We start from the raw sequence: 25,010 nt of genomic DNA on the forward strand, positions 1-25,010 counted from the left end.
CTCTTCTGATTTGTTAGCGCAACCAGTAGATCACACTTCATCGTGCCTTTCACTTTTTCTGGGGATTCCTCAGCCCCCAGGGTGAGGGAGAAAACCAAAGGTGAGGGTAAGGGGAATTATTCGCCGTGATCTTCCCACGCCAGGGCGCGTTTAACGGCTTTCTTCCAGCCGCTGTAGCGCACATTGCGTTCGGTGGTTTCGATCCCCGGACGGAATTCACGTTCAATCACCGCTTTTTCCTGCAACTCATCCAGGTTCTGCCAGAAACCGACCGCCAGGCCTGCCAGGTAGGCTGCGCCCAGCGCGGTCACTTCGCGCACTTCCGGGCGTTCCACCCTGGTGCCCAGAATGTCGGACTGGAACTGCATCAGGAAGTTGTTGGCGACCGCGCCGCCGTCCACGCGCAGGGCATGCAGACGAATACCGGAGTCAGCCTGCATCGCTTCGAGTACATCGCGGGTCTGGTAGGCGATAGATTCCAGGGTTGCACGGATGATGTGGTTAGAGTTCACGCCACGAGTCAGGCCGAAGATAGCACCACGGGCGTACGGGTCCCAGTAAGGCGCGCCCAGGCCGGTAAACGCAGGCACCACATACACGCCGTTGGTGTCTTTCACTTTGGTGGCGAAATATTCAGAGTCGAAGGCATCGCTGATGAGTTTCATCTCATCACGCAGCCACTGAATGGAGGCGCCCGCCATAAACACCGCACCTTCAAGCGCATAGTTCACTTCGCCTTTTGGACCGCAGGCGATGGTCGTCAGCAGCCCGTTTTCTGATTTCACCGCTTTCTCGCCGGTGTTCATCAGCATAAAGCAGCCGGTGCCATAGGTATTCTTCGCCATCCCTTCTTTAACGCACAGCTGGCCAAACAGCGCCGCCTGCTGGTCACCCGCGATCCCGGCGATCGGAATACGGGTACCGCCTTTACCGCCGATGTTAGTCTGGCCATAGACTTCGGAAGACTTACGCACTTCCGGCAGCATGGCGCGCGGGATGTCCAGCGCGTCCAGCATTTTGTCATCCCAGTCCAGATCATGGATGTTGAACAGCATGGTACGGGAGGCGTTGGTGTAGTCAGTGACGTGTACGCGGCCCTGGGTCATTTTCCAGATAAGCCAGGTATCGACAGTACCAAACAGCAGTTCGCCACGTTTTGCACGCTCACGGGAGCCTTCGACATGGTCGAGGATCCACTTCACTTTGGTGCCGGAGAAATACGGGTCAACGACCAGGCCGGTGGCGCTGCGGACGTAATCTTCCATGCCATCACGCTTAAGCTGCTCGCAGATATCCGCAGTACGGCGGCACTGCCAGACGATGGCGTTGTAAATAGGCTTACCGGTTTCACGTTCCCAGACTACGGTGGTTTCACGTTGGTTGGTGATACCAATGGCGGCAATTTCATCGGCGTTGATGTCCGCTTTCGCCAGCACTTCTACCAGCGTGGAGCTTTGGGTTGCCCAGATCTCCATTGGATCATGCTCAACCCAGCCTGGCTTCGGATAAATTTGTTCGAATTCGCGCTGTGAAACGCTGATGATGTTGGCGTCATGATCCATTACAACGGCGCGGGAGCTGGTAGTGCCCTGGTCGAGCGCAACGATATATTTCTTGTCAGTCATGATTTATGTCCCGTAGTCACATTACAGCGAAGCTTTTTGTTGAGCAGTAGAGGTGGAATCTTTGTCTTCCACGGCGCACACATCACACGGCAAATGGCGTCCTATCAGCTTACGATAGCCAAAGGCACCCAGCGATGCGCCGACAATTGGCCCGAACAGCGGCACGAGGAAGTAAGGAATATCTTTGCCACCCGTGAAAGCAACATTGCCCCAGCCTGCCAGCCAGGCAAAGGCTTTCGGCCCGATATCACGTGCCGGATTCATCGCAAACCCGGTCAGTGGGCCCATAGAGGCGCCGATCACCGCAATCAGCAGGCCGATCAGTAGCGGCGCGAGCGGTCCACGAGGAATACCGTTACCGTCGTCCCCCAGCGCCATAATGACGCCCATCAGAATAGCGGTAATCACCATTTCAACCGCGAAGGCCTGCACAAAATTGATATGCGGGTTGGGGTAAGTTGAGAAAGTGCCAGCCAGATCAACACTTTCAACCGTACCGCGGACAATGTGGTGAGTTTGTTCGTAATCGAGGAAAAGATTGTAGTAAAGCCCGTAAACAAGGGCTGCTGCGCAGAACGCACCAGCAAACTGGGAAAAAATAAAAGGAACAACTTTGCGCCCATCGAAACAGGCAAAGAGCCACAAGGCAATGGTCACTGCCGGGTTTAGGTGTGCGCCGGAAACCCCTGCGGTCAGGTAGATGGCCATCGCCACGCCCAGACCCCAAATGATACTGATTTCCCACTGCCCGAAGCTGGCACCTGCTACTTTAAGCGCCGCAACGCATCCCACACCGAAGAAAATCAACAACCCGGTTCCGAGGAATTCAGCGATGCACTGGCCTTTTAAGGTTGAAGTTTGACTCATAATCGGATCCTGCAAAGAGTTTAATGGTTATTGTTTGCATGGAGGTCGGGGCTCCACGATGCCGTGTAGACATACTGTTAATTTATCGTTAATGCTCACAAACGAGAAATATCGAAATCAAAATGTGTGTAGTGCGTCAATAAAATGAGCGTTTACGCGCTACAAAGCGCGTTTTCGAATGGTGGCAAAGTGTGAGCTGAATCATTTTTGTAACTCATAATTTAACAATTAGGGGGCGGCGTCACAATCCTTCCAGGCATAGACTGAAAAGTGTTGCAAAGCTTGATCTGCGCGGCTTGTCGCTGGACAGGGGCGTAAGGGCTTCATACAATCGGCTACCAGGGCCGTGCGCTAAACAAATGAAGGCGTCGCCGTTCACGGAGCGAAGAGGTACCCGCGGGGTACCGCTATCCATCAACGCCTTGCAATTCAGGAGAGGTATGACGATGTCATTAGAAGTATTTGAGAAACTGGAAGCAAAAGTACAGCAGGCGATTGATACCATCACGTTGCTGCAGATGGAAATCGAAGAGCTGAAAGAGAAGAACACCAGCCTGAGCCAGGAAATTGATTCCGCTCAGCAAGGGCGTGAAGAGCTGGAGCGTGAAAACAACCAGCTGAAAGAGCAGCAGCATGGCTGGCAGGAGCGTTTGCAGGCTTTGTTGGGCCGGATGGAAGAAGTCTGATTACGCTTTATCTTTCGCGCTGTGGCGGCGTTGGCAGCGCTCACTCACCCCAGTCACATAGTGGTCTATGTTCCTGGGGATTTGCTCACTTGCCGCCTTGCCACATCACGAAATCTTTCGCGTAATATCCAGTTTTATCTTTCGCGCCGTGGCGGCGTTGGCTGAGAAGAAACGCAACGCTAATACGTGTATCAAGGGCATCTGATGGTGCCCTTTTTTATGCGGATGTCGGCTGTTTTGTTCGCGATACTCTCCCGCTCAGATTACCTGTTCCTCAGCGACGCATTTTGCATTACATTTGTGTAAACGATAATCATTTACATAGAGATGTGCTGAATGTCCCGCAACCTGATTGAGCATTACCAGGACTTCTACCGCGACAAAGATAATCTCTTTGTGGCGAATGGCAGCTTAGCCGATGCCCCTTCTCTGTATGCCAAATATGATATCGCTGAGGGTCAGGGACGAGGCTGGATGGATATGTATCAGATTAACCATGGCCTGATGATTGGCCGTGGCCAGTTCGCGTTGAACTCGGGCTGGCAATCGGATTACAGCGCGCAGAGTCGCAATCTTTCACTCTATATCATGCTCTCCGGCAAAGTGCGGGTTTCCGGCGTTGACGGAAGGGAAGGACGCGTCTTTTCCAGTGGCGCGATGCTGGTGCATGAACACTGTGCGCCAATGCACTATGAGCAGTTCCCGGACAGCCCCTTTGCCGGCATCTCCATTGAGGTGCCAGCGGCAATGGCGGATGGTTTGCATATGGAGGTTGTCAGGCAAAAATGCGCCGCCGTATCAGGCTCACCGCTGGCGATGGGCAGCCTCTGCCCGCAGCACCCTTGCTATGCCTGGGGTTTGCAGGCCGCACAGCGGATCCTTGAACAACGAACTGATTCCGTTATCGGGCGCTTACAGATTGAAGCCGCGGCGCTGGATCTTATCACCCGACTCTGTACCGGCGAGGAGCCGTTGAAACTGCCGGGCAGCCAGCGTCTCTCTTTTCGTCAGCGTACTGCAGTAGCCGAAGTACAACAGATCCTCGAAAGCGAGTTTAAAGACCCGCACACCATTACCTCGCTTTCCCGGCGCGTGCAGCTGAATGAGTGCTATCTGAAATCGGCCTTTCGCCAGGCCACCGGCTACACCATCGCCGAATTTTTGCGTAAGGCGCGTATGACCCACGCCCGTTATTTGATCGAAAAGCATCAGGCCAGCGTGTTGCAGGCGGCACTCTCGGTGGGTTATTCCAATCCCAGCCATTTTTCGACCGCGTTTCGCGCGGTTTACGGCGTGCTGCCGTCATCACTAAAACGCCACCTTCTGTGAGTTTGCGGTCCCCCTCATTCGTATCAACACGAAGTTTCCCGCTCAGGGTATTTCTTCCCGTATCGGGTAGCTGAGCGTTTTTCTTTATTGATAATGCTTCACTGCGTCCAATTGAAAATAAGCATTTTTATTGATGAGTAGCCGCCTGTTGATGATCAAAGAGAGAGAGAAGAAGCCATTTTCCACTTGGGCTCTGCTGGCGAGTTTGTACATTACGCAGTATCTGGGGATGAGCTTTTTTGTGGTGGCGCTGGTGGCGATTCTGCGAGAGCAGGGCGCTTCACTGGAGCGTATCAGCCTGATTTACCTGCTGGGGATGTTCGGCGCCTGTAAATTCCTGTGGGCGCCGCTGGTGGATCGTATCCGCCTGACCCGTCGCTGCGGGCATTATCAGGGCTGGCTGATTGTGTCGCAGTTGGGTCTGGCGCTCGGGCTGGTGGCGATGGGCTGCTTAAATATTGCGACAGACTTTACGCTGATATATCTGCTTTGCCTGCTGGTGACACTCTGTGGGGCCAGTCAGGATATCGCCGTTGACGGACTGGCCTGTCGCTTGCTGACGCCCGCTGAGCGCGGCATCGGTAACGGTCTGCAAACCGCAGGCGGACTGTTGAGTTACCTGATTGGCGGCGGCGTGGTGCTGATCCTCTATCCGCATATTGGCTGGCGAGCCTGTCTGTGGATGCTGGCGGCCGGAACGGCGATTTCGCTTATCCAGTTACCCTTTTTCCGTGAACCAGGCTGGCCCCGGACGCCGCTGCCGGGTCGGCAGCTCCTGCGCTTTATTACCTTCTGGCGTCACGATCGCGCCAGCGGCTGGCTGGTGGTGCTGCTGTGCTATGCGATGGGGATTTCTATCGCATGGAGCATTCTTATCCCGGTGTTGATCGACGCGGGCTGGAAGATGGAGCGGGTCGGCCTGATGGTCAACGTGCAGGGCTCTGTTGCGGGTTGTCTCTCCGCGTTGCTGACCGGCTGGCTGATTCGCCATATTAGCCGTCGTCAGGCTTTGCTGCTGGCGGCGCTGTCTCAGCTTATTGCCGTTGCGGCCATTGCGTTGCCTGTTCTGGGGTATACCAGCAATACGGTGGTGACCTTTGCTGTCTGTATCTATTTCTTCTGTTACAACCCGGCCATGGCGGTGATTGGTACCCTGATTATGGATAACGCATCGCCGCAGACACCCGCGACCGACTTTACCCTGCAATTCAGCTTCTATCAGATCTCAGCCATGTTTATGGGTGCCTGTGGCGTCTGGCTGGCCGGACGACTGGGCTACGGCGCGGTACAGCTGGTAGCGCTTTTCGCCGCGCTCCTGACCGTTGTTTTATCGCTGCGTCACCGGCCAAAGGAGATGCTGCAACATGAGGTTACCGATGCAACCTGAACTGACAGATATTCCCGAAACCATGCTATGGACCCTGCATAATCGGGCCAGCGAATCTCTGCGCCCGGATGCGATGATGAAAGATCCGCACGCCGAGCGAATTTATCGTGCCATCAATTACGATTACCTGCGGCGTTTTGGTCCCTCGGATGCGTCACATGCGGTACGCTCCATGATCTTTGATGAGGCCGTCAAACCCTGGATGAGCGAGCATCCAGGGGGAACCGTTGTGGAGTTGGGCTGTGGCCTGGAAACGCAATTTTATCGTCTGGATGATGGCCAGGTACGCTGGCTGTGCGTCGATGTTCCACAAGCCATTGAGATCCGTGAGCGTTTTTTGACGCCGGATGAACGCTGTCGGCATCTGCGCATGAGTGCCTTTGATACGGCGTGGATCGATGAGGTTGATACCACTCAGGCAGTGTTCGTGACGGCTCAGGGTTTATGATGTATTTTTCCCAGAAACAGGTCAGGGCGCTGATTGAGACCATTATTGCGCGCTTGCCCGGCGTGGAGATCATGTTTGATACCATCCCGTGCTGGTTTTCGCGCAAAACAATCAGTGGCTACTGGCGTACCCCTTTTTACCGTGTTCCCCCCATGCCCTGGGGCATCAATGTCTGGGATGCGCCTGCCCTGATGAAAAGCTGGAGCCCGCAGATAACTCAGGTTGACGTGATCCCCTACCGGCGTTTTCGCACTTTTCCGGCCGCGCTGGCGCCCTGGCTTGCCCGGCTACCCGGTTTAAGAAAGCATATGCCCGGCAATGTCCGGATCCATACCTGCAAATCGCTCTGAGGTCAGTACGTGCAGGTGTGAAAGCCGAATAAAAAAACGGGCCGGTTTCCCGGCCCGTTATCTCTTAATGCGACAGCGAAGCTTACTCGATATCCAGCGGATCTTCGGACAGGATAATACCGGTGTTGTCAGCGTAGAGATGGTCGCCGGAGAAGAACGTTACGCCGCCAAAGTTGACGCGCACATCGCTCTCACCAATGCCTTCACCAGCGGCTCCCACCGGGATAGCGGCAATGGCCTGGATACCTAAATCCAGCTCTTCCAGATCGTCCACCTGGCGCACTGCGCCATAAACGACAATGCCTTCCCATTCGTTCTGCGTGGCGATGCGTGCCAGGTCCGCATCAATTAAGGCACGGCGTACAGAACCGCCACCGTCGACCAGCAGTACACGACCACGGCCATTTTGTTCGAGCAGATCGTACAGCAACCCGTTGTCCTCGAAACATTTCACCGTGATGATTTGACCGCCAAACGACGACCGTCCGCCAAAATTGGAGAACAGTGGTTCCACGACGTTGACATCTTCCTGGTAGATGTCACAGAGCTCAGACGTATCGTATTTCATAGGCTTAACGTTCAGTTGCTGCGAGAATAGTCAGTATATCGCGCATCACACATTGTTGGCAAAATCATCAATTGTTAATTGACCTTTGTCAGTTAAAAATGTACCTGACTTAGAACAATCCCAATCACAAACAAAAGGTTAGTCAGTAATGCCCCTTTAACCGTGCGCTCAAGCATCGGCGGCATGGCTTTCGGGTCCAGCTCACGCATGACAAATCGGGCCTGCTTAAACAGCAATGGCGTGGCAAGCAGGAACAACCAGCCCCAAATGCTTTGCAGTGACAGCAGGTTAAACAGCGCCAGGCAGATCAGGGCTCCGGCCAGTAAACAGGCGTGATAACGACGGGCGTTAACCGGCCCCAGCCGCACGACCAGAGTGATTTTGCCGTTTGCACGATCGCTGTCGATATCGCGCAGGTTATTGATGTTAAGCACTGCCGTTGCCAGTAAACCGCAGGCGGTGGCGGGCAGGAAAACGGCCAGACTCAGTGTGTGCGCCTGTAAATACCAGCTCCCCATCACGCTCAGCCAGCCGAAGAAAATAAGCACCGAAACATCGCCCAGGCCAATGTAACCATAGGGACGCTTGCCGACGGTGTAGGTGATGGCGGCAATAATCGACAGTATGCCCAGCACGATAAAACCGACAAAATCCGCCAGCGTCTGCGTCGCGGCCAGCAGAAGCAACAGGCCGGAAATGCAGCTCAGGGCAATGACGATAATGAGCGCCCGTTTCATCTGCTCAAGGGAAATCGCCCCTTTTTGCATCCCGCGTAACGGGCCGATACGGTCCGGTTTATCGCTGCCTTTAACGGCGTCCCCGTAATCGTTGGCCAGGTTGGAGAGAATTTGCAGCAGCCCGGCGGTACTTAACGCCAGCACGGCGACCAGAGGATCAAAGAAGCCCTGCCACCATGCGAGTGCCGTGCCGACCACAATGGCGGCAAAGGCCAGAGGGAGCGTTTTAGGCCGCAGGCTTTCCAGCCAGGCCTGGGTACGGCTCAAAGATTGTGTCTCAGTCATAGTGCCCAGCCAGTAATAAAAATGGGGGCATAAGCCCCCATCGAAAGTGATGAAAACGTTGTGGCGGGGATTATAAGATAAAACGACTCAGATCTTCATCTGCCACTAAAGCATCAAGGTGCTTACTTACATAGTCGGCATCAATAGTTATGCTTTCGCCGTTCAGGTCGCTGGCTTCATAGGAAATGTCTTCCACCAGACGTTCCAGCACGGTATGCAGACGACGGGCACCGATGTTTTCGGTGGTTTCGTTAACCTGCCATGCCGCCTGAGCGATGCGCTTAATACCGTCTTCGGTGAATTCGATACTGACGCCTTCGGTCGCCATCAATGCTTTGTACTGCACGGTAATAGAAGCATTTGGCTCGGTAAGAATGCGCTCGAAATCTTCTGTCGTCAGCGCTTTCAGCTCGACGCGAATGGGCAGACGTCCCTGCAATTCCGGGATCAGGTCAGAAGGGCTGGCAACCTGGAACGCGCCGGAGGCGATAAACAGAATATGGTCGGTCTTGACCATCCCGTGTTTGGTGGACACGGTGCAGCCTTCCACCAGCGGCAGCAGGTCACGCTGTACGCCTTCACGGGAGACATCCGGGCCGGAAGCGTTACCGCCGCGCTTACAGATTTTGTCGATTTCGTCGATAAACACGATACCGTGCTGTTCAACGGCGTCGATGGCGTCCTGCTTCAGCTCTTCCGGGTTTACCAGCTTGGCGGCTTCTTCTTCCACCAGCAGCTTCATCGCGTCTTTGATTTTCAGCTTACGCGGCTTCTGCTTCTGACCACCCAGGTTCTGGAACATGGACTGCAGCTGGCTGGTCATCTCTTCCATGCCCGGAGGCGCCATAATTTCAACACCCATTGGCGCGGCAGCGAGATCGATCTCAATCTCTTTGTCATCCAGCTGACCTTCACGCAGTTTTTTGCGGAAGGACTGGCGTGCTGCGGAAGGCTCAGTAGGTTGCTCTGCCTGGCCCCAGTTGTTTTTTGCCGGTGGGATCAGAACATCCAGAATGCGCTCTTCAGCCATCTCTTCGGCACGATAGCGATTTTTCTCGATCGACTGCACACGCACCATTTTAAGTGCGGAATCGGTCAGATCGCGGATGATAGAGTCGACTTCTTTACCAACATAGCCCACTTCGGTGAACTTGGTTGCTTCGACTTTGATAAAAGGCGCGTTTGCCAGCTTCGCGAGGCGACGGGCGATTTCAGTTTTACCCACCCCGGTCGGGCCAATCATCAGAATGTTTTTAGGGGTGACTTCGTGACGCAGCTCTTCATCAAGCTGCATACGACGCCAGCGGTTACGCAGGGCGATAGCCACTGAACGTTTCGCCGCGTCCTGGCCGATAATGTGTTTATTCAGTTCGCTGACTATTTCGCGTGGGGTCATTTCAGACATGGGAAATCCTTACGTCCTGGAGGTCAATTCTTCGATGGTGTGGAAATGGTTGGTGTAGATACAAATATCACCAGCGATATTCAATGCTTTCTCAGCAATGTCGCGTGCACCCATTTCCGTGTTTTCCAGCAGTGCCCGGGCAGCCGCCTGCGCGTAGGGACCGCCGGAGCCAATGGCAATCAGATCGTTCTCTGGCTGAATCACATCGCCGTTGCCGGTGATGATCAGCGACGCGGTTTCATCTGCGACAGCCAGCAAGGCTTCAAGCTTGCGCAGCATGCGGTCGGTGCGCCAGTCTTTGGCCAGTTCCACTGCGGCTTTCACCAGATGTCCCTGGTGCATTTCCAGTTTTCGTTCAAAGAGTTCAAACAAGGTGAATGCGTCTGCGGTGCCGCCAGCGAAGCCAGCGATCACTTTGTCGTTGTACAAACGACGGACTTTTTTCACATTGCCTTTCATTACAGTGTTGCCCAGTGTGGCCTGGCCATCACCGGCGATAACGACATGGCCGTTACGGCGTACGCTTACTATTGTTGTCACGAGCAGACCCCCTGGTTACCAATACAGAATTATAAGCCCCGTATGAGTACGGGGCTGAATGCAAGTATAGATGGGGGGGATTTTGGGGGTTTCAACCCCCGGAGGCGAGACGGATACAGTTTGTGTGGCCAGCGACCTTAAGTCTGCTGATGGTGCCATCGGCATTTTCTTTGCCTTTCACCGGGCCGATAACCACGCGATTCCAGCCATTGCTGCTGGTGATGCGGGAATCAAATCCTTCAAACGCGAGCTGGGCACGCACGGTTTCAGCCTGTTCCTGCCCTTTGAAGGAACCACACTGCACCATCCAGCGACGCTCATCCTTCTTCTCGGCCGTCGGCTTCGGCGGCTGCGTTTCGTTTGTAATGGGCGCTGTCGGCGCTGTTTTCGGCGCGGTAGCGGCAGTGTGCGCAGGTGTTTGCAGTAAATCCTGGTAAGGTTGCTGACTGGCCGCAACAGGTTTTTGAGTCTGGCGCGCAGGCTGTTGCGCCGGGGCGGTTTGCGCGGTGCGCGTTTGCGCCGCAGGCTGCTGGCTGCGTGGCTGTTCCGTGGCTGTATTGGCCCACTGCTGTTGCTGCTGAACTTGCTGCTGTGCCTTACGCTGGCGTTGCAGCGTTTGTTGACGCTGTTCCGCCGTTTGTTCGTTCCACGGCACTTCGCTCAGTTGCGTCGGCTGCTGGCGCATATCGGCCTGCATCTGCGCGAGCAACTGGCGCTGTTCGCCCGTCAGCTGATCCGCATTTTGCACTTCCCCGCCGGCAGAAGGCTCGGTCGGCGCACGGACGCCAGGCTGGCGGCTCTCAAGCTCTTTAATGTAACGCCAGCGTTCTTCCGGCTTCGGCGGCAGGCCATTACCTGCCACTTTCTGGCTTTGCAGCGTTTCGGATTCTTCTTTTTTGTGGTGAGTAATAAAGTACAGACCACCGATAAAGGCTACTACCACGGCAGCAGCGATCGCGACCATCGCTGGTGAGACAGCGGACGAACTGCGTTGTTTTTTCCTTGGGCTGTTCTTTTTTTGCCGCGAAGGAGCCGACTGGCTGCGGCGTACATAATCTCGTTGTGCCACTATCGTTTCGCTGTATTTATTTCGTTTATCAGCCCGCCATGTTACTTAAGCGGCGGGCTTTTGACCAGAAGAGGGATTCCAATAACCTGTTTACGTTAGGGCAGCGCTTTTGTCGAGCCTCGAACGATTAATTCGCAGTCCAGCAAGCGGGAACCGCTGCTGACGTTATGTCCCTGTAGTTGATCCAGCAACAGCAGCATCGATTCGCGCCCGATATCGTAGCGGGGCTGGGAGACGGTGGTGAGCGGTGGATCGGAAAATTCAGCCAGCGAAATGTTATCAAAGCCAATAATCGATAAATCGCGCGGGATCTGCAAACCCCGACGTTTGGCATACGAGATTGCGCCAAGCGCCATAATGTCGCTATGACAGAACACCGCTGTGGGCGGCTTGGGCAGATTTAGCAGTTGTTCCAGCGCGTTGCTACCGGCGGCAAAGGTAAAATCACCGCGCGCAATGTAGTGAGGATCAACGGTGATGCCGGAGCGTCTCAGGGCCTGAACGTAGCCCTGGAGCCGGTAGTGGCACAGCGGCATCTCTTCCGGACCGGCAATACAGCCAATTAACAGGTGACCCTGCTCGCGCAGATAATTGACCGCGTTGAAGGCGGCGGTCAGGTTATCAATATGTACCGTCGGCAGTTCCAGCTCTGGGGCGAATTCATTGGCCATCACCATCGGCGGCAGATTGCGTTGTTCTTCAATGCTGGCATCGAAGGGTAAGCGCGAGCCCAACAGCAGCATGCCGTCGATCTGCTTGGTGATGATTAAATCAATAAAGGTTTTTTCTTGTTGATTCTGGTGGGCGCAGTCGCCAATCAGAACCAGATAGCCATTTTCTGCGGCGGTGACTTCAATGCCGCGAAGGATCTCGCTAAAGAAGGGATCGCAAATGTCGGGCACAATCACCAGGATGGTCCGTGATTCATTGCGTTTTACGTTGCGTCCCATTGCCTGCGGCAGATAGCCCACTTCCATTGCCGCCTGCTCAACCCGGTTGCGGGTTGCCTGCGACACCTTATCGGGATTCATTAATGCACGGGACACGGTTGCTGTTGAAACATTCGCTTTTACGGCAACATCTTTCATGGTCGCGGCTGCAACCGGATTCCTGGTCTTCACCTTCTTCTCCTCGCCTGCGCGATACACGCGCAGACACATTTTTATCAGATAGTTAAGCGGACCGGTTACAGTATTTTCATTAAAAGTGTGATGAAAGTTGAATTTTTAGACCCGGCTCGCAACCTTAGCTCTCGATTGGGTCGACATCCAGCGTCCACTTCACTTTGCGTGCCTCAGGCAGGGTGTTGATAAGCGTAAGGGTACCGCTAATGATTTGTTGCAGTCGGACGCGCGAAGGGTGTTGCAGTAACAGCTGCCAGCGCCAGCGGCCCGCGCGTTTTGGGGCAAGGGCAGGGACCGGGCCCAGCACCCACAGTTGCGTATCCGCCAGTGGGCTGGCTTGCAGTAAATTTTTCAACTGTTGCAGGAACACGGGGGCCTGGCTGTTGTTGTTATCTTCGGCGCGGATGATCACATGACTGGTCCACGGCGGTAACTGCATGGTCTGTCGCTCTGCCAGGGCCTGCTCAGCGAAAGTGTCGTAGCCTTTATGTAATAGCGTTTGCAGCAGGGGATGTTCCGGGTGGTGGGTTTGCAGAACCACCTCGCCCTGTTTGCCAGCGCGTCCAGCCCGCCCTGACACCTGGGTATAAAGCTGGGCAAAACGCTCAGCGGCACGAAAATCTGCGGAGAACAACGCCCCGTCCACATCCAGCAGCGCCACCAGGGTGACATCCGGGAAGTGGTGGCCTTTCGCCAGCATTTGGGTACCAATCAGGATACGTGCGCCCCCGCGATGAACATCAGCAAGATGCTGTTCAAGCGCGCCTTTGCGGCTGGTGGTGTCGCGGTCAATGCGGGAGAGCGGCACGCCCGGGAAGAGGGGGGCAAGCGCCTGTTCCAGTTGCTCAGTCCCAAGCCCGACGGGCGTTAAATGCGTTGACCCGCAGGATGGACACTGGCGGGGTACCTGGCGCTGGCTGTCGCAATGGTGGCAGCGTAACTGATGTTGCGTCTGGTGTAGTGTGTAGTAGTGATCGCAGCGCGGGCATTCGGCTATCCAGCCGCAGTCATGGCAGAGCAGGGCGGGAGCGAATCCCCGGCGATTAAGAAAAAGGATAACCTGATTACCGGCCTGTAAATGCTGACGCATCCGGTTAATGAGCGCCGGGGATAATCCCGCCTGTAACGTCTGGCCTTTTAAATCCAGTACGTGTTGCAGGGCCGGGCGAGCGCCACCGGCGCGGCGGGTCAGGCGTAGCATATGGTATTTTCGCGCCCGCACGTTTTGCAGCGTTTCCAGCGCCGGTGTCGCAGAGCCAAGGATGATAGGGATCTGCTCACTGTGGGCGCGGTAAACCGCCAGGTCGCGCGCATGATAGCGCCAGCCTTCCTGCTGCTTATAGGAGGCGTCATGCTCTTCATCGATGACGATGACGCCCAGATTTTTAAAAGGGGTAAACAGCGCCGAACGGGTGCCGATCACAATCGCCGCTTCGCCGTTTTTCGCTTTTAACCAGGCGGATAAGCGTTCACTGTCATTGAGACCGGAATGCAGCACTTCGACAGGGGCGGCAAAGCGTTCACGAAAACGCGCGATGGTCTGTGGCGTCAGGCCGATTTCCGGCACCATCACCAGCGCCTGTTTGCCCTGAGCGAGGGTGTTTTCCAGTACGCTCAGGTAGACCTCGGTTTTGCCTGAGCCGGTAACGCCTGCGAGCAACCAGGCGGAGAAGCGGTCGTCCGCGCTATGAATCGCCCCGACGGCGGTGGCCTGTTCCGTGTTCAGCCTTAAGCGCTCGCCACATACGGCATAACCGGTTCGCCAGTCCTGTAGATCCGGGGCTTCACTATTGAGCTCGGCCAGCCCTTTGCTACGCAGTGACTGCAGGGCCGCTTCGGTGAAATCAAGCTCCGTTACCTGATGTCGCCAGATACGTCCCTGGCGCAGGGCGGCAAGGGCCTGCTGTTGTTTGGGTGAACGCTTAAGTGAGTTGATGTCAACAGCCTGGCCTTGCTCCGTCGCAAACCAGAACCACTGTAATGAAGCGCTGGCGGGTTTCCCCTGGCGCAACAGGACTGGCAGTGCGTTTGAGAGCACGTCGCCGATGGGATGGTGATAATAATCCGCAGCCCAGAGCAAGAGCTTCCAGAGCGATCCGCCGATCACGGGCTCGCCATCGAGTACCTCAAGCACCTCCTTGAGTTCGCTGATGGGCAGTTCGCTGCGTTCGCTGACGGCCATCACGATCCCCACCCGCTGCTGGTTGCCAAAGGGCACACGCACACGGCAGCCCGCGCTGACGACCATGCTCTCAGGCAACCGGTAGTCAAAGGTACGGGGCAAGGGTACAGGCAGCGCTACGTGGGCGACGGACATTTCGGGATCCTGGCTTGAAAACTGGCGGGATAGTATACACATTGTTCCTTGCGGGGCGCGGATCAGTTTGCATACGATGGCTAATTTCTGTATGATTCGCCGCCTTTGGTGCGTATTCACGCAGCAGAGATCCACTATTTTCTTTAACTCGCGTGGTGTCTGGCGTTAGGGCTGGAAGAGCGACGCGGCCTTAAACTGAGGTTTCCCATGAAAAAAGGTATTCACCCAAATTATACCGAAGTTACTGCAAACTGCTCTTGCGGTAACGCGATCAAAATCCGCTCAACCGTAGGTCACGACCTGAACCTCGACGTGTGCGGCCAGTGCCACCCGTTCTACACCGGCAAACAGCGTGATGTTGCTACCGGTGGCCGTGTTGACCGCTTCAACAAGCGTTTCAGCATCCCGGGCGCTAAATAAGCAGCCTGACGAGAAAAGCGCCGCAAGGCGCTTTTTTTGTCCCTACATTTCGCTATAGCCTGGTCTGGCTGCTTCTCACCTCTTCTTTTCCTCATTTTTACAAATTCAGTTTTATTGATTTGATACAGTGTTTCTTTTTTAAAGGCCTATTGTTTCAGTTGGTGATGTGGCGCTTATAAATCTTCGGATTTTTGCCACTAATAGAAAACCCTGGCAAAATTTAAAAGGTTTGCATATTTACATTAAAATACAATTATTCGTGTTGTAACACCTTTTAAATTTGTAGCTATCAATTTCACTTGTTACCTTGGCCTGGAAATTATCAGCTACATGTTTTTCTTTTGTTGAAATTACGTCAAAGAGGAATTTCCATGAAGTTGAAATTCGCATTAATACTGCTTCCAGTAATAGCAGGGGCGGCCCATGCCGGCTATGTCGATTATCGTCATGAATATTATGATGATGGCCGTAACTACGATCGTGTGTATATGTCGCAACGTTTCTCGAACGGTTTTGGTGTGGCAGTGGAAGGTATTTCCCGTTCAAATGATGCACAAGCCAAAAAACCGCTAAATAATATGGAGTCAAACGGCGTCGAGTATACGGCAAGCTACCAGACGACCTTGAGCGACCTGATCTGGCAGGGCGGCATAGCGGTAGAAACAGGCGATAACATCGCGATTTATAAACCTTATATTCGTGCCCAGTACAACATTGATGCTAACTGGTGGACCGCATTCTGCTATCGCTATGAGTATGCGCGCCGCAATGCCGAAGGGCGTGACGATCGCCGTTTGAGTCGCCCGGAAGCCTGGATTGGCTATAACACGGGAAACTGGATGTTCGAGTTAAACGGTTTTTATAAATTCGCGGAAAACGAAAATATTTATAACAACACTAAGACGGATTATGAATATAATTTCCGTGTAGCCTATAAATATGGCTCGTGGGTGCCTTTTGCTGAGGTGGGGAACGTCTCTTCTGGTTATAGTACCGCAACGACAGACGATCGTCAGACGCGTTATCGTATTGGTCTGGGATATAATTTCTAATCATTTCTTTATTGTCGTTATGTGTAAATGCAGTTTTTAATTATAAGTATCTCTTTCATTAAGGACTGCGTAGCAGAATATCGACAGACTAAACAAGTCAGGTAGAAAATCTTAGGCAGAAGATATCGTCTGCCTTTTTATATTACCTGGTAATCATTGGCTGTAGCGCTTTGCCATCTGCGCCTGTTTGGGGTTCATACGCCTGAACCGGGAAAACGATCGCCGGCAGCAAAATTAAGATAAATTTCTTTTGCATGCTTTACCTCCTTGTTGGATACAAAAAGCGACTCAATCCATGAGCCGCCTTTGTTTTATCAGTACTCCCACGTATCAGGGTCGATACCCAATTCGCGCATAATCACTTTGGCTTCTTCCGGGATTTCATCACTGCGTTCTTTACGCAGATCTTCATCATTGGGCAGAGGCTGGCCGGTAAACGCATGCAGGAATGCTTCACAAAGCAGTTCACTGTTGGTGGCATGACGCAGGTTGTTGACCTGTCGACGGGTGCGCTCATCGGTAAGGATTTTTAACACCTTCAGAGGAATGGAAACTGTAATTTTTTTTACTTGTTCACTCTTCTTACCGTGCTCAGCGTAGGGGCTGATATATTCGCCGGTCCATTCAGCCATGAGATACCTTTAATCCTCTCAGTCATTAATAGAAGGTCTGAACCTGGGTTAAGTGCCGTGCCCGGACCGTAATCTCGCGTAGTTTACCGTAGAGTCAGTACAGTGACACGGTGTATCGCGCGACGTTGCTTCACTAAAGCGTATAATTTTAACGGCTATTGCGGTTTTGCTCAATCTATACGCAAAGAAGTTTAGATGTCCAGATGTATTGACGTCCATCAAGCCAGTGTTTACTCTGTGACCTGACTTTTCATCCATTAAGCCAGGAAGCCTTCACCATGACGCGTAAACAGGCCACCATTGCAGTGCGTAGCGGATTGAACGATGACGAGCAGTACGGCTGCGTTGTCCCACCTATCCATCTCTCCAGCACCTATAATTTCACCGGATTTAATGAACCTCGCGCGCATGACTATTCGCGTCGTGGCAACCCAACACGTGATGTTACTCAGCGGGCGCTGGCTGAGCTGGAAGGGGGCGCGGGCGCGGTTCTGACCAATACCGGCATGTCGGCTATTCACCTGGTGACCACCGTGTTCCTCAAACCTGGAGATCTGCTGGTTGCGCCGCATGACTGCTATGGCGGCAGCTATCGTCTGTTCGATAGTCTGGCTAAACGCGGATGTTATAAGGTGTTATTTGTCGATCAGGGCGATGAACAGGCACTAAAAGCTGCGCTGGCGCAAAAACCGAAGCTGGTGCTGGTGGAAAGTCCAAGCAACCCATTGTTGCGCGTGGTGGATATTGCGAAAATCTGCCAGCTGGCGCGCGAAGCCGGGGCGGTAAGCGTGGTGGATAACACCTTTATGAGCCCGGCGTTGCAAAATCCGCTGGCGCTGGGTGCGGATTTAGTATTGCATTCCTGTACTAAATATCTGAACGGCCACTCCGATGTTGTCGCTGGTGTGGTGATTGCCAAAGATCCGGAGACTGTCACTGAACTGGCATGGTGGGCGAATAATATCGGCGTCACCGCCAGCGCCTTTGACAGTTATCTGTTGCTGCGCGGCCTGCGTACGCTGTCTCCGCGTATGGAAGTGGCCCAGCGTAATGCGCAGGCGATTGTTGAGTTTCTGAAAACGCAGCCACTGGTGAAAAAACTTTATCATCCGTCACTGCCGGATAACCAGGGGCATGAGATTGCCGCACGCCAGCAAAAAGGCTTTGGGGCAATGTTGAGTTTTGAGCTGGATGGCGATGAGCAAACACTGCGTCGCTTCTTAAGCGGGCTGTCATTATTCACGCTGGCGGAATCTTTAGGTGGGGTTGAAAGCTTAATCTCCCACGCCGCCACCATGACACACGCGGGCATGGCGCCGGAAGCACGTGCCGCCGCCGGGATTTCGGAGACGCTGCTGCGTATCTCAACCGGCATTGAAGATGGTGACGATTTAATTGCCGATCTGGAAAATGGCTTCCGGATCGCGGCTGAGGGATAAACATGAGTGTGAATGCGCAGGCAGGGGCGAAGGTACGCCAGCTGCACAAATTTGGTGGAAGTAGTCTGGCTGACGTGAAATGTTATCTGCGCGTTGCGGGGATCATGAACGAGTATTCGCAACCGGGCGACATGATGGTCGTCTCGGCGGCGGGCAGCACCACCAACCAGTTGATCAGTTGGCTTAAATTAAGCCAGACCGATCGGCTTTCTGCGCATCAGGTTCAACAGTCTTTACGTCGTTATCAGAGCGAACTGATCGCTGGCTTGCTGCCAGCGGAAGTGGCTGACGGTCTGATCGGCGATTTTATTCGCGATCTCGAACGTCTCGCCGGTCTGCTCGATAGCGGCATCACGGATGCGGTCTATGCCGAAGTGGTCGGGCATGGCGAAATCTGGTCGGCCCGTTTGATGTCGGCGGTGCTCAATCAACAAGGTCTCGAAGCCACCTGGCTTGATGCGCGAGAGTTCCTGCGCGCAGAGCGGGCTGCCCAGCCGCAGGTGAATGAAGGAACCTCCTGGCCGCTATTGCAGCAACTGCTGGCGCAACATCCGGAAAAGCGCATTGTGGTGACGGGTTTTATCAGCCGCAATGAAGCGGGTGAAACCGTGCTGCTGGGGCGTAATGGCTCTGACTACTCAGCGACCCAGGTCGGTGCGTTAGGTGGTGTTTCACGCGTGACCATCTGGAGCGACGTGGCCGGGGTTTACAGTGCCGACCCACGGAAAGTGAAAGATGCCTGCCTGTTACCCTTGCTGCGTCTGGATGAAGCCAGCGAACTGGCGCGCCTTGCGGCTCCGGTGCTGCATGCTCGCACGTTGCAGCCGGTATCGGGCAGCAATATCGATTTGCAACTGCGCTGTAGCTACAACCCGGAGCAGGGTTCCACGCGTATTGAGCGGGTACTGGCCTCGGGCACTGGCGCACGTATTGTCACCAGCCATGACGATGTTTGCCTGATCGAGTTCCAGGTGCCTGCCGGGCAGGACTTCAAACTGGCGCAAAAAGATATCGAGTTGCTGCTTAAGCGCGGGCAGGCGCGTCCTCTGGCTACAGGGGCTCATGCCGATCGCAACCTGCTGCAACTGTGCTACACCTCCGAAGTGGTGGACAGCGTCTTTAAACTGCTGAATGAAGCCGGTCTGCCTGGCGAGCTGCGCTTGCGTCAGGGGCTGGCGCTGGTGGCGCTGGTGGGGGCTGGCGTCTGCCGCAACCCGCTCCACAGTCACCGTTTCTGGCAGCAGCTGAAAGGCCAGCCGGTTGAATTTATCTCTCAGTCTGACGAGGGCATTAGTCTGGTGGCGGTGCTGCGCGTCGGGCCGACCGAAAGCCTGATTCAGGGGCTGCATCAGTCGCTGTTCCGCGCCGAAAAACGTATCGGCCTGGTACTGTTTGGCAAAGGCAATATCGGTTCACGCTGGCTGGAGTTGTTTGCTCGCGAGCAAAGCGCGCTCTCGGCCCGTACCGGCTTTGAGTTTGTCCTTGCTGGCGTGGTCGACAGCCGTCGCAGCCTGCTGAACTATGAGGGGCTGGACGCCAGCCGGGCGCTGGCTTTCTTCAATGATGAGGCTGTCGAACAGGATGAAGAGTCCCTGTTCCTGTGGATGCGTGCGCATCCGTACGACGATCTGGTGGTGCTGGATGTGACCGCCAGCGAGCAGCTTGCCGATCAGTATCTGGATTTTGCCAGCCACGGTTTTCATGTGATCAGCGCCAATAAACTGGCTGGTGCCAGCGACAGCAATAAATACCGCCAGATCCATGACGCCTTTGAAAAAACCGGGCGTCACTGGTTGTATAACGCCACCGTCGGCGCCGGGTTGCCGGTTAACCATACGGTGCGCGATCTGATTGATAGCGGCGACAGCATCCTGGCCATTAGCGGCATTTTCTCCGGGACGCTCTCCTGGCTGTTCCTGCAATTTGACGGCTCGGTGCCTTTCACCGATCTGGTGGATCAGGCCTGGCAACAGGGGCTGACGGAGCCAGATCCCCGGGTGGATCTCTCCGGCAAAGACGTGATGCGCAAGCTGGTGATCCTCGCCCGTGAAGCCGGATACGACATTGAGCCGGATCAGGTGCGCGTTGAGTCACTGGTTCCGGCGGGTTGTGAAGAGGGCTCTGTCGATCACTTCTTCGAAAATGGCGATGAGCTGAATGAGCAAATGGTGCAGCGGGTTGAAGCGGCCCGTGAAATGGGGCTGGTATTGCGTTATGTGGCGCGTTTTGACGCCAACGGCAAAGCACGCGTCGGCGTTGAAGCGGTGCGCCCGGAGCACCCGCTGGCCTCATTGCTGCCGTGTGATAATGTGTTTGCCATCGAAAGCCGCTGGTATCGCGATAACCCACTGGTGATCCGCGGCCCCGGCGCCGGGCGTGATGTGACTGCCGGGGCGATCCAGTCGGATATCAACCGTCTGGCGCAGTTGCTGTAACTAGTCGTTTGGTTTCGCCGCAAAAACCTCTTTTGCGGCGAACAAACCATTCAGCGCAGCCGGAAAACCGGCATAGACTGCCATCTGCATAATGATCTCAATAATCTCTTCCCGGGTTAAACCCACATGCAAAGCCGCAGCGATATGCACCTTAAGCTGAGGCGCAGCGTTACCCAATGCGGTTAAGGCGGCGACGGTGGCGATTTCCCGGCTGCGCAGATCCAGTCCCGGGCGGGTATAGATATCGCCGAAAGGGAACTCAAGCAGGTAACGGGCAAAGTCAGGCGCGATATCCTGCAGGCTGTCTATAACGGCATCACCGCCCTTACCATCCACAAGTTGCAACATTTTTTGACCGGTAATAAAGCGTTCCGAATGCATGATAAATTCCTCATTTGTGATGTACGGCATGAGGATAGAGAGCAGGCGACGTTTTGGGTAATACCCTTTCCGTGATACCTTTTTGGTATGACAAATTCCTCTTTGCACTCTCTGGATATTCGCCTGCTGCGCTACTTTGCGGTAGTGGCGGAGGAAAACAATATGAGCCGGGCGGCGCAGAGACTTTTTATGTCACAGCCGCCGCTGAGCCGCCATATTCGCCAGCTTGAAGAACGGCTGGGGGTTGTGCTTTTTGTCCGTCATACCCGGGGGCTAACCCTTACCGAAGATGGTGTGCGCGTGCTGGAGACAGTGCGGCCATTGCTGGATATGCAGGATAAAACCTGGGCCGCACTGACCCGGATAGCCAAAACCGGCGTGCAGACATTACGCCTGGGACTGAGTACCGCTGTTGAACAGGGTGTTTTTGCTTCGCTGGAAGCCCGGCTCAGGATGCGCGTTAATGCGTTGCATATCACGCGTCATGGTTCACCCGAGCTGATTCGCCTGTTGAGGCGGGGAAAAATAGATGCCGCGCTGGTGGTTCTTCCTCTCGAAACAACAGGGTTAGTGGTGTCCTCTCCGTTCTGGCAGGAGCCGTTGATCGCCGCATTACCGGCCTGCTGGCCGGAGGCAAAAAGTGAATCGCTGAGTTTAAGTGTGCTGCACGACCGGCCCTTATTCTGGTTTAAGCGTGAACGAAATCCGCTATTTTTTGACTATGCCAGGCAGTTTTTCCAGCGCTCGGGCTATGCGCCTTCCTGCCTTGAAGAACCTCTGGAGCACGATGTATTGCTTGCCCGAATAGCCAACGGCGATGGCATGGGGTTATTTGCATCTTCATTTACCGCCATCCAGCGTCAGGGCGTGATTTTTCGTCCGCTGAACGATACTGCGCTCAGTATTAGCGTCGGGCTGGTCATGACGGAGGAGAGCGCCGCACGCTGGCAGTGGCTGAATACATTACTCCAGGCCGGGCTGAGATGAATGTTTTTCATCTTCACTGAGTATTCCTCACGCATAATAATGATTTTCCAGTTGACGCCCGCGCGCTTTTCCGTCATTTTTACATCCAGACGTCTAAACGGATAGATGTTCGCAGCGCAATAAATAACAACATGCGATTGATGAGGTAAGGTATGAGCTTTTTTCACGCCAACCAGCGAGAAGCCCTGAATCAGAGCCTGGCTGAAGTGCAGGGACAGATTAATGTGTCATTTGAATTTTTCCCGCCGCGCACCAGTGAAATGGAACAGACCTTGTGGAACTCCATTGATCGCCTGAGCATCCTGAAACCTAAGTTTGTCTCCGTTACATACGGTGCTAACTCTGGTGAACGCGACCGCACGCATAGCATTATCAAAGGCATCAAAGATCGTACCGGTCTGGAAGCCGTGCCGCATTTAACCTGTATCGATGCCTCCCGTGATGAACTGCGCGCTATTGCCAAAGATTACTGGGACAACGGTATTCGCCATATCGTGGCGTTGCGCGGCGACCTGCCGCCGAACGGCGGTAAGCCGGATATGTATGCCGCCGATCTGGTGACCTTACTGAAAGAGGTCGCGGATTTTGATATTTCTGTTGCCGCCTACCCGGAAGTGCATCCGGAAGCGAAGAGCGCCCAGGCGGATCTACTCAACCTGAAGCGCAAAGTGGATGCGGGTGCTAACCGTGCAATCACGCAATTTTTCTTCGATGTGGAAAGCTATCTGCGTTTCCGTGACCGCTGCGTGAGTGCAGGGATTGATGTGGAAATCATTCCGGGTATTCTGCCGGTCTCCAACTTCAAACAGGCGAAGAAATTTGCCGATATGACCAATGTGCGTATCCCGGCCTGGATGTCGCAAATGTTTGCCGGGCTGGATGACGATGCCGAAACCCGCAAACTGGTCGGAGCCAGTATCGCCATGGATATGGTGAAAATTCTCAGTCGTGAAGGGGTAAAAGATTTCCACTTCTACACCCTGAACCGTGCAGAAATGAGCTATGCCATCTGCCACACGCTGGGTGTTCGCCCGGCTGTCTGACAGCGCGAGATTCCTCTTGTCTACATAAAACACTCCCGACAAACGCCGGGAGTGTGAAGTTTTTATTCCCACTCATCGAGGAAGCGCTGGCCGTACTGGTCGGCGACCAGCAGCGCAGCGTATACCTGATCGGCGGTGGCGCCGCCTGGCATGTTATGGATAGTCTCGCCTTCGGCGCATGCCGCTTCAGCCACGATACGCATCTTCGCCGACACGTCTTCGGTGATATCCAGCTGTGCCAGGGTAATTGGCAGATCCACGGTGTGGCAGAGTGCGGCCACGGTTTCAATCTCTTCCGCAGGTGCATTTTCCAGCACCAACTGGGCCAGGGTTCCAAAGGCAACTTTCTCGCCATGATAGTAATGGTGAGCATCCGCAATGGCGGTCAAACCGTTGTGGATAGCGTGTGCGGCGGCCAGCCCCCCGCTTTCGAAGCCAACGCCGCTGAGGTACGTATTCGCTTCGACAACCAGCTCCAGCGCAGGCGTCACCACGTGCTGCTCTGCTGCCAGCATCGCTTTTTCCCCTTCGTTGATCAGCGTGTTGTAGCAAAGTTCCGCCAGCGCCAGTGCTGCCTGGGTGCACTGTCCGCCAGCCATGGTGGTGGCCCCACTGCGTGAGCAGGCCCGGGCCTCAAACCAGGTTGCCAGCGCATCGCCAATGCCTGCCGCCAGTAATCGTGCTGGCGCACCGGCGACAATTTTAGTGTCGACGATGACCCGGTCCGGATTTTTGGGCAGCAGCAGATAGCGGTCAAACTCCCCTTCATCGGTATAGATAACCGACAGCGCACTGCACGGCGCATCGGTCGAGGCGATGGTGGGCGCAATCGCAACGGGCAAACCCATAAAGTGGGCTAATGCTTTTGCGGTATCGAGAGTTTTGCCGCCGCCTATGCCGAGCACTGCGCCACAGTGCGCGTTCTCGGCGATAGCGCGCAGGCGATCGATTTCACTTTGCGAACATTCACCACCGAAAGGCACTACTTCGCAAGCCAGTCCGGCATCCGCCAGACTTTTTTGCAGGGCTTCCTGGGCGAAACCTAATACGAATTTATCACCGACAACCAGCCAGCTTGCCGCCAGTGGTTTGAGGTAGTCACCGAGACGAGTGATAACGTCTGCACCCTGAATATATTTACCTGGGGATTGAATAATGCGGTCCATACATTTCCTCCATTCTGGCTATTCAGGCCGCGGACTGCGGCCTTATCGCCGGGTTACAGGTTGAGATTGCCGAATGCGTTGTTCCAGTCCTGCTCAAACTTCTCCACTGCTGACTCTACCGCGGGAGTATTGAGCATTTGTTGCGCTACATCTAAAGGCAGGGTGATAGCCTCGCAGCCGGTGAGCAGGCAGTCCAGCGCCTGACGCGGCGTTTTGAAGCTGGCGGCCAGCACTTTGCTTGTTGGCGCGTGTTGTTCCAGCAGGCTCTGGAGCTCCTGGACCGTGCGAATTCCGTCGCCGCCCTGGGCATCAACGCGGTTAACGTAAGGGGCGACATATTTCGCTCCGGCCAGGGCTGCAAGCAGACCTTGCGCGGCGCTGTAAACGGTGGTGCCAAGCGTCGGAATACCTTCTTTTTTCAGTAATTTAATTGCTGCCAGCCCTTCGAAGGTCACCGGGATTTTGACTACGATACCGGGTACGGCGTTGTTCAGGCGTTTGGCCTCGGCAACCATGCCTTCTGCTTCACGGCTGAGTACCTGAGCAAACAACCTACCTTCCGGGCCGATAGCTTTTTGCAAGCGAGGCAACACTTCCCAGATGGACTCTTTGCCTGCGGCAACAATGCTTGGGTTGGTGGTGACCCCGGCAAGGGGATAGATACGTGCCAGACGTTCAACTTCCTGCACATTGGCCGTGTCCAGATACAGTTCCATGA

At 54.7% G+C, this 25,010-nt stretch carries 24 protein-coding genes; 11 read left to right on the plus strand and 13 right to left on the minus strand.

What is annotated here, in order from left to right; genetic code table 11:
* Nucleotides 1–116: 116 nt before the first annotated feature.
* Nucleotides 117–1,625, minus strand: coding sequence for a glycerol kinase GlpK (gene glpK / locus ACSZO4_RS09320; protein WP_437888645.1), 1,509 nt, complete (start codon nt 1,623–1,625; stop codon nt 117–119).
* A 21-nt stretch (nt 1,626–1,646) separates the two neighbouring features.
* A complete protein-coding gene (locus ACSZO4_RS09325) occupies nt 1,647–2,492 on the minus strand; it encodes an MIP/aquaporin family protein (protein WP_437888646.1) in 846 nt (281 codons plus the stop codon).
* A gap of 440 nt (nt 2,493–2,932) precedes the next feature.
* Here ACSZO4_RS09325 and zapB point away from each other — a divergent pair, with 440 nt between their 5' ends.
* From zapB to ACSZO4_RS09350, 5 genes are all read left to right on the plus strand, one after another.
* Entirely contained in the window at nt 2,933–3,178 is a 246-nt protein-coding gene (zapB, locus tag ACSZO4_RS09330) for a septal ring assembly protein ZapB (RefSeq protein ID WP_437888647.1), read from the plus strand.
* Nucleotides 3,179–3,514: 336 nt separating this feature from the next.
* On the plus strand, nt 3,515–4,507 hold the full coding sequence (locus tag ACSZO4_RS09335; protein WP_437888648.1) for a helix-turn-helix transcriptional regulator: 993 nt from the start codon (nt 3,515–3,517) through the stop codon (nt 4,505–4,507).
* Between the two features lie 133 nt (nt 4,508–4,640).
* A complete protein-coding gene (locus tag ACSZO4_RS09340) occupies nt 4,641–5,894 on the plus strand; it encodes an MFS transporter (protein WP_437888649.1) in 1,254 nt (417 codons plus the stop codon).
* Nucleotides 5,884–6,342 carry a class I SAM-dependent methyltransferase gene (locus ACSZO4_RS09345; protein ID WP_437888650.1) on the plus strand — a complete coding sequence of 153 codons (459 nt, stop codon included), beginning with the start codon at nt 5,884–5,886 and terminating at the stop codon, nt 6,340–6,342. The genes ACSZO4_RS09340 and ACSZO4_RS09345 overlap by 11 nt, the downstream gene beginning before the upstream one ends.
* Entirely contained in the window at nt 6,339–6,692 is a 354-nt protein-coding gene (locus ACSZO4_RS09350; protein WP_437888651.1) for a hypothetical protein, read from the plus strand. The genes ACSZO4_RS09345 and ACSZO4_RS09350 overlap by 4 nt, the downstream gene beginning before the upstream one ends.
* Nucleotides 6,693–6,774: 82 nt before the next feature.
* Here ACSZO4_RS09350 and rraA read toward each other — a convergent pair whose 3' ends face one another.
* From rraA to priA, 7 genes are all read right to left on the minus strand, one after another.
* Complete coding sequence (rraA, locus tag ACSZO4_RS09355) at nt 6,775–7,260, minus strand: ribonuclease E activity regulator RraA (RefSeq protein ID WP_043866238.1); 486 nt, start codon at nt 7,258–7,260, stop codon at nt 6,775–6,777.
* Nucleotides 7,261–7,352: 92 nt separating this feature from the next.
* The gene (gene menA, locus ACSZO4_RS09360; RefSeq protein ID WP_437888652.1) at nt 7,353–8,282 is read right to left on the minus strand and encodes a 1,4-dihydroxy-2-naphthoate polyprenyltransferase; all 930 of its coding nucleotides are present in this window, start codon (nt 8,280–8,282) and stop codon (nt 7,353–7,355) included.
* Between the two features lie 70 nt (nt 8,283–8,352).
* Nucleotides 8,353–9,687: an HslU--HslV peptidase ATPase subunit gene (hslU, locus tag ACSZO4_RS09365; RefSeq protein ID WP_437888653.1), complete on the minus strand. Its 1,335-nt coding sequence runs from the start codon at nt 9,685–9,687 to the stop codon at nt 8,353–8,355.
* Nucleotides 9,688–9,696: 9 nt separating this feature from the next.
* Nucleotides 9,697–10,227, minus strand: a complete 531-nt coding sequence (hslV, locus tag ACSZO4_RS09370) for an ATP-dependent protease subunit HslV (RefSeq protein ID WP_437888654.1) — start codon at nt 10,225–10,227, stop codon at nt 9,697–9,699.
* A gap of 91 nt (nt 10,228–10,318) precedes the next feature.
* A complete protein-coding gene (ftsN, locus tag ACSZO4_RS09375; protein ID WP_437888655.1) occupies nt 10,319–11,296 on the minus strand; it encodes a cell division protein FtsN in 978 nt (325 codons plus the stop codon).
* Nucleotides 11,297–11,391: 95 nt separating this feature from the next.
* Nucleotides 11,392–12,417 (minus strand): DNA-binding transcriptional regulator CytR, encoded by a 1,026-nt coding sequence (gene cytR, locus ACSZO4_RS09380; RefSeq protein ID WP_437888656.1) that lies wholly within the window; start codon nt 12,415–12,417, stop codon nt 11,392–11,394.
* Nucleotides 12,418–12,541: 124 nt separating this feature from the next.
* Entirely contained in the window at nt 12,542–14,737 is a 2,196-nt protein-coding gene (gene priA, locus ACSZO4_RS09385) for a primosomal protein N' (protein ID WP_437888657.1), read from the minus strand.
* Between the two features lie 207 nt (nt 14,738–14,944).
* On the opposite strand from priA, the gene rpmE reads away from it, so the two are divergent.
* Entirely contained in the window at nt 14,945–15,157 is a 213-nt protein-coding gene (gene rpmE, locus ACSZO4_RS09390; protein ID WP_437888658.1) for a 50S ribosomal protein L31, read from the plus strand.
* Between the two features lie 371 nt (nt 15,158–15,528).
* On the plus strand, nt 15,529–16,209 hold the full coding sequence (locus ACSZO4_RS09395; protein WP_437888659.1) for an oligogalacturonate-specific porin KdgM family protein: 681 nt from the start codon (nt 15,529–15,531) through the stop codon (nt 16,207–16,209).
* 314 nt (nt 16,210–16,523) lie between these two features.
* Here ACSZO4_RS09395 and metJ read toward each other — a convergent pair whose 3' ends face one another.
* On the minus strand, nt 16,524–16,841 hold the full coding sequence (gene metJ, locus ACSZO4_RS09400) for a met regulon transcriptional regulator MetJ (RefSeq protein WP_437888660.1): 318 nt from the start codon (nt 16,839–16,841) through the stop codon (nt 16,524–16,526).
* A 278-nt stretch (nt 16,842–17,119) separates the two neighbouring features.
* Between metJ and metB the strand changes: the two genes are divergently transcribed.
* Together metB and ACSZO4_RS09410 are read left to right on the plus strand one after the other, a co-directional pair.
* Nucleotides 17,120–18,280 (plus strand): cystathionine gamma-synthase, encoded by a 1,161-nt coding sequence (gene metB, locus ACSZO4_RS09405; RefSeq protein ID WP_437888661.1) that lies wholly within the window; start codon nt 17,120–17,122, stop codon nt 18,278–18,280.
* A 2-nt stretch (nt 18,281–18,282) separates the two neighbouring features.
* Nucleotides 18,283–20,715 carry a bifunctional aspartate kinase/homoserine dehydrogenase II gene (locus tag ACSZO4_RS09410; protein ID WP_437888662.1) on the plus strand — a complete coding sequence of 811 codons (2,433 nt, stop codon included), beginning with the start codon at nt 18,283–18,285 and terminating at the stop codon, nt 20,713–20,715.
* Here ACSZO4_RS09410 and ACSZO4_RS09415 read toward each other — a convergent pair whose 3' ends face one another.
* Nucleotides 20,716–21,096 carry a carboxymuconolactone decarboxylase family protein gene (locus tag ACSZO4_RS09415; RefSeq protein WP_437888663.1) on the minus strand — a complete coding sequence of 127 codons (381 nt, stop codon included), beginning with the start codon at nt 21,094–21,096 and terminating at the stop codon, nt 20,716–20,718.
* Nucleotides 21,097–21,183: 87 nt separating this feature from the next.
* Between ACSZO4_RS09415 and ACSZO4_RS09420 the strand changes: the two genes are divergently transcribed.
* Together ACSZO4_RS09420 and metF are read left to right on the plus strand one after the other, a co-directional pair.
* On the plus strand, nt 21,184–22,083 hold the full coding sequence (locus ACSZO4_RS09420) for a LysR family transcriptional regulator (protein WP_437888664.1): 900 nt from the start codon (nt 21,184–21,186) through the stop codon (nt 22,081–22,083).
* 152 nt (nt 22,084–22,235) lie between these two features.
* Complete coding sequence (gene metF / locus ACSZO4_RS09425; RefSeq protein ID WP_437888665.1) at nt 22,236–23,126, plus strand: methylenetetrahydrofolate reductase; 891 nt, start codon at nt 22,236–22,238, stop codon at nt 23,124–23,126.
* 62 nt (nt 23,127–23,188) lie between these two features.
* On the opposite strand, the gene gldA is transcribed toward metF, so the two are convergent.
* Nucleotides 23,189–24,292, minus strand: coding sequence for a bifunctional L-1,2-propanediol dehydrogenase/glycerol dehydrogenase (gene gldA / locus ACSZO4_RS09430; protein ID WP_437888666.1), 1,104 nt, complete (start codon nt 24,290–24,292; stop codon nt 23,189–23,191).
* Nucleotides 24,293–24,345: 53 nt separating this feature from the next.
* Nucleotides 24,346–25,008: a fructose-6-phosphate aldolase gene (gene fsa / locus ACSZO4_RS09435; protein ID WP_437888667.1), complete on the minus strand. Its 663-nt coding sequence runs from the start codon at nt 25,006–25,008 to the stop codon at nt 24,346–24,348.
* Nucleotides 25,009–25,010: the final 2 nt, after the last annotated feature.

The sequence above is a fragment of the Phytobacter sp. V91 genome, assembly GCF_965644225.1.
Classification (GTDB): Bacteria; Pseudomonadota; Gammaproteobacteria; order Enterobacterales; family Enterobacteriaceae; genus CBFFRJ01.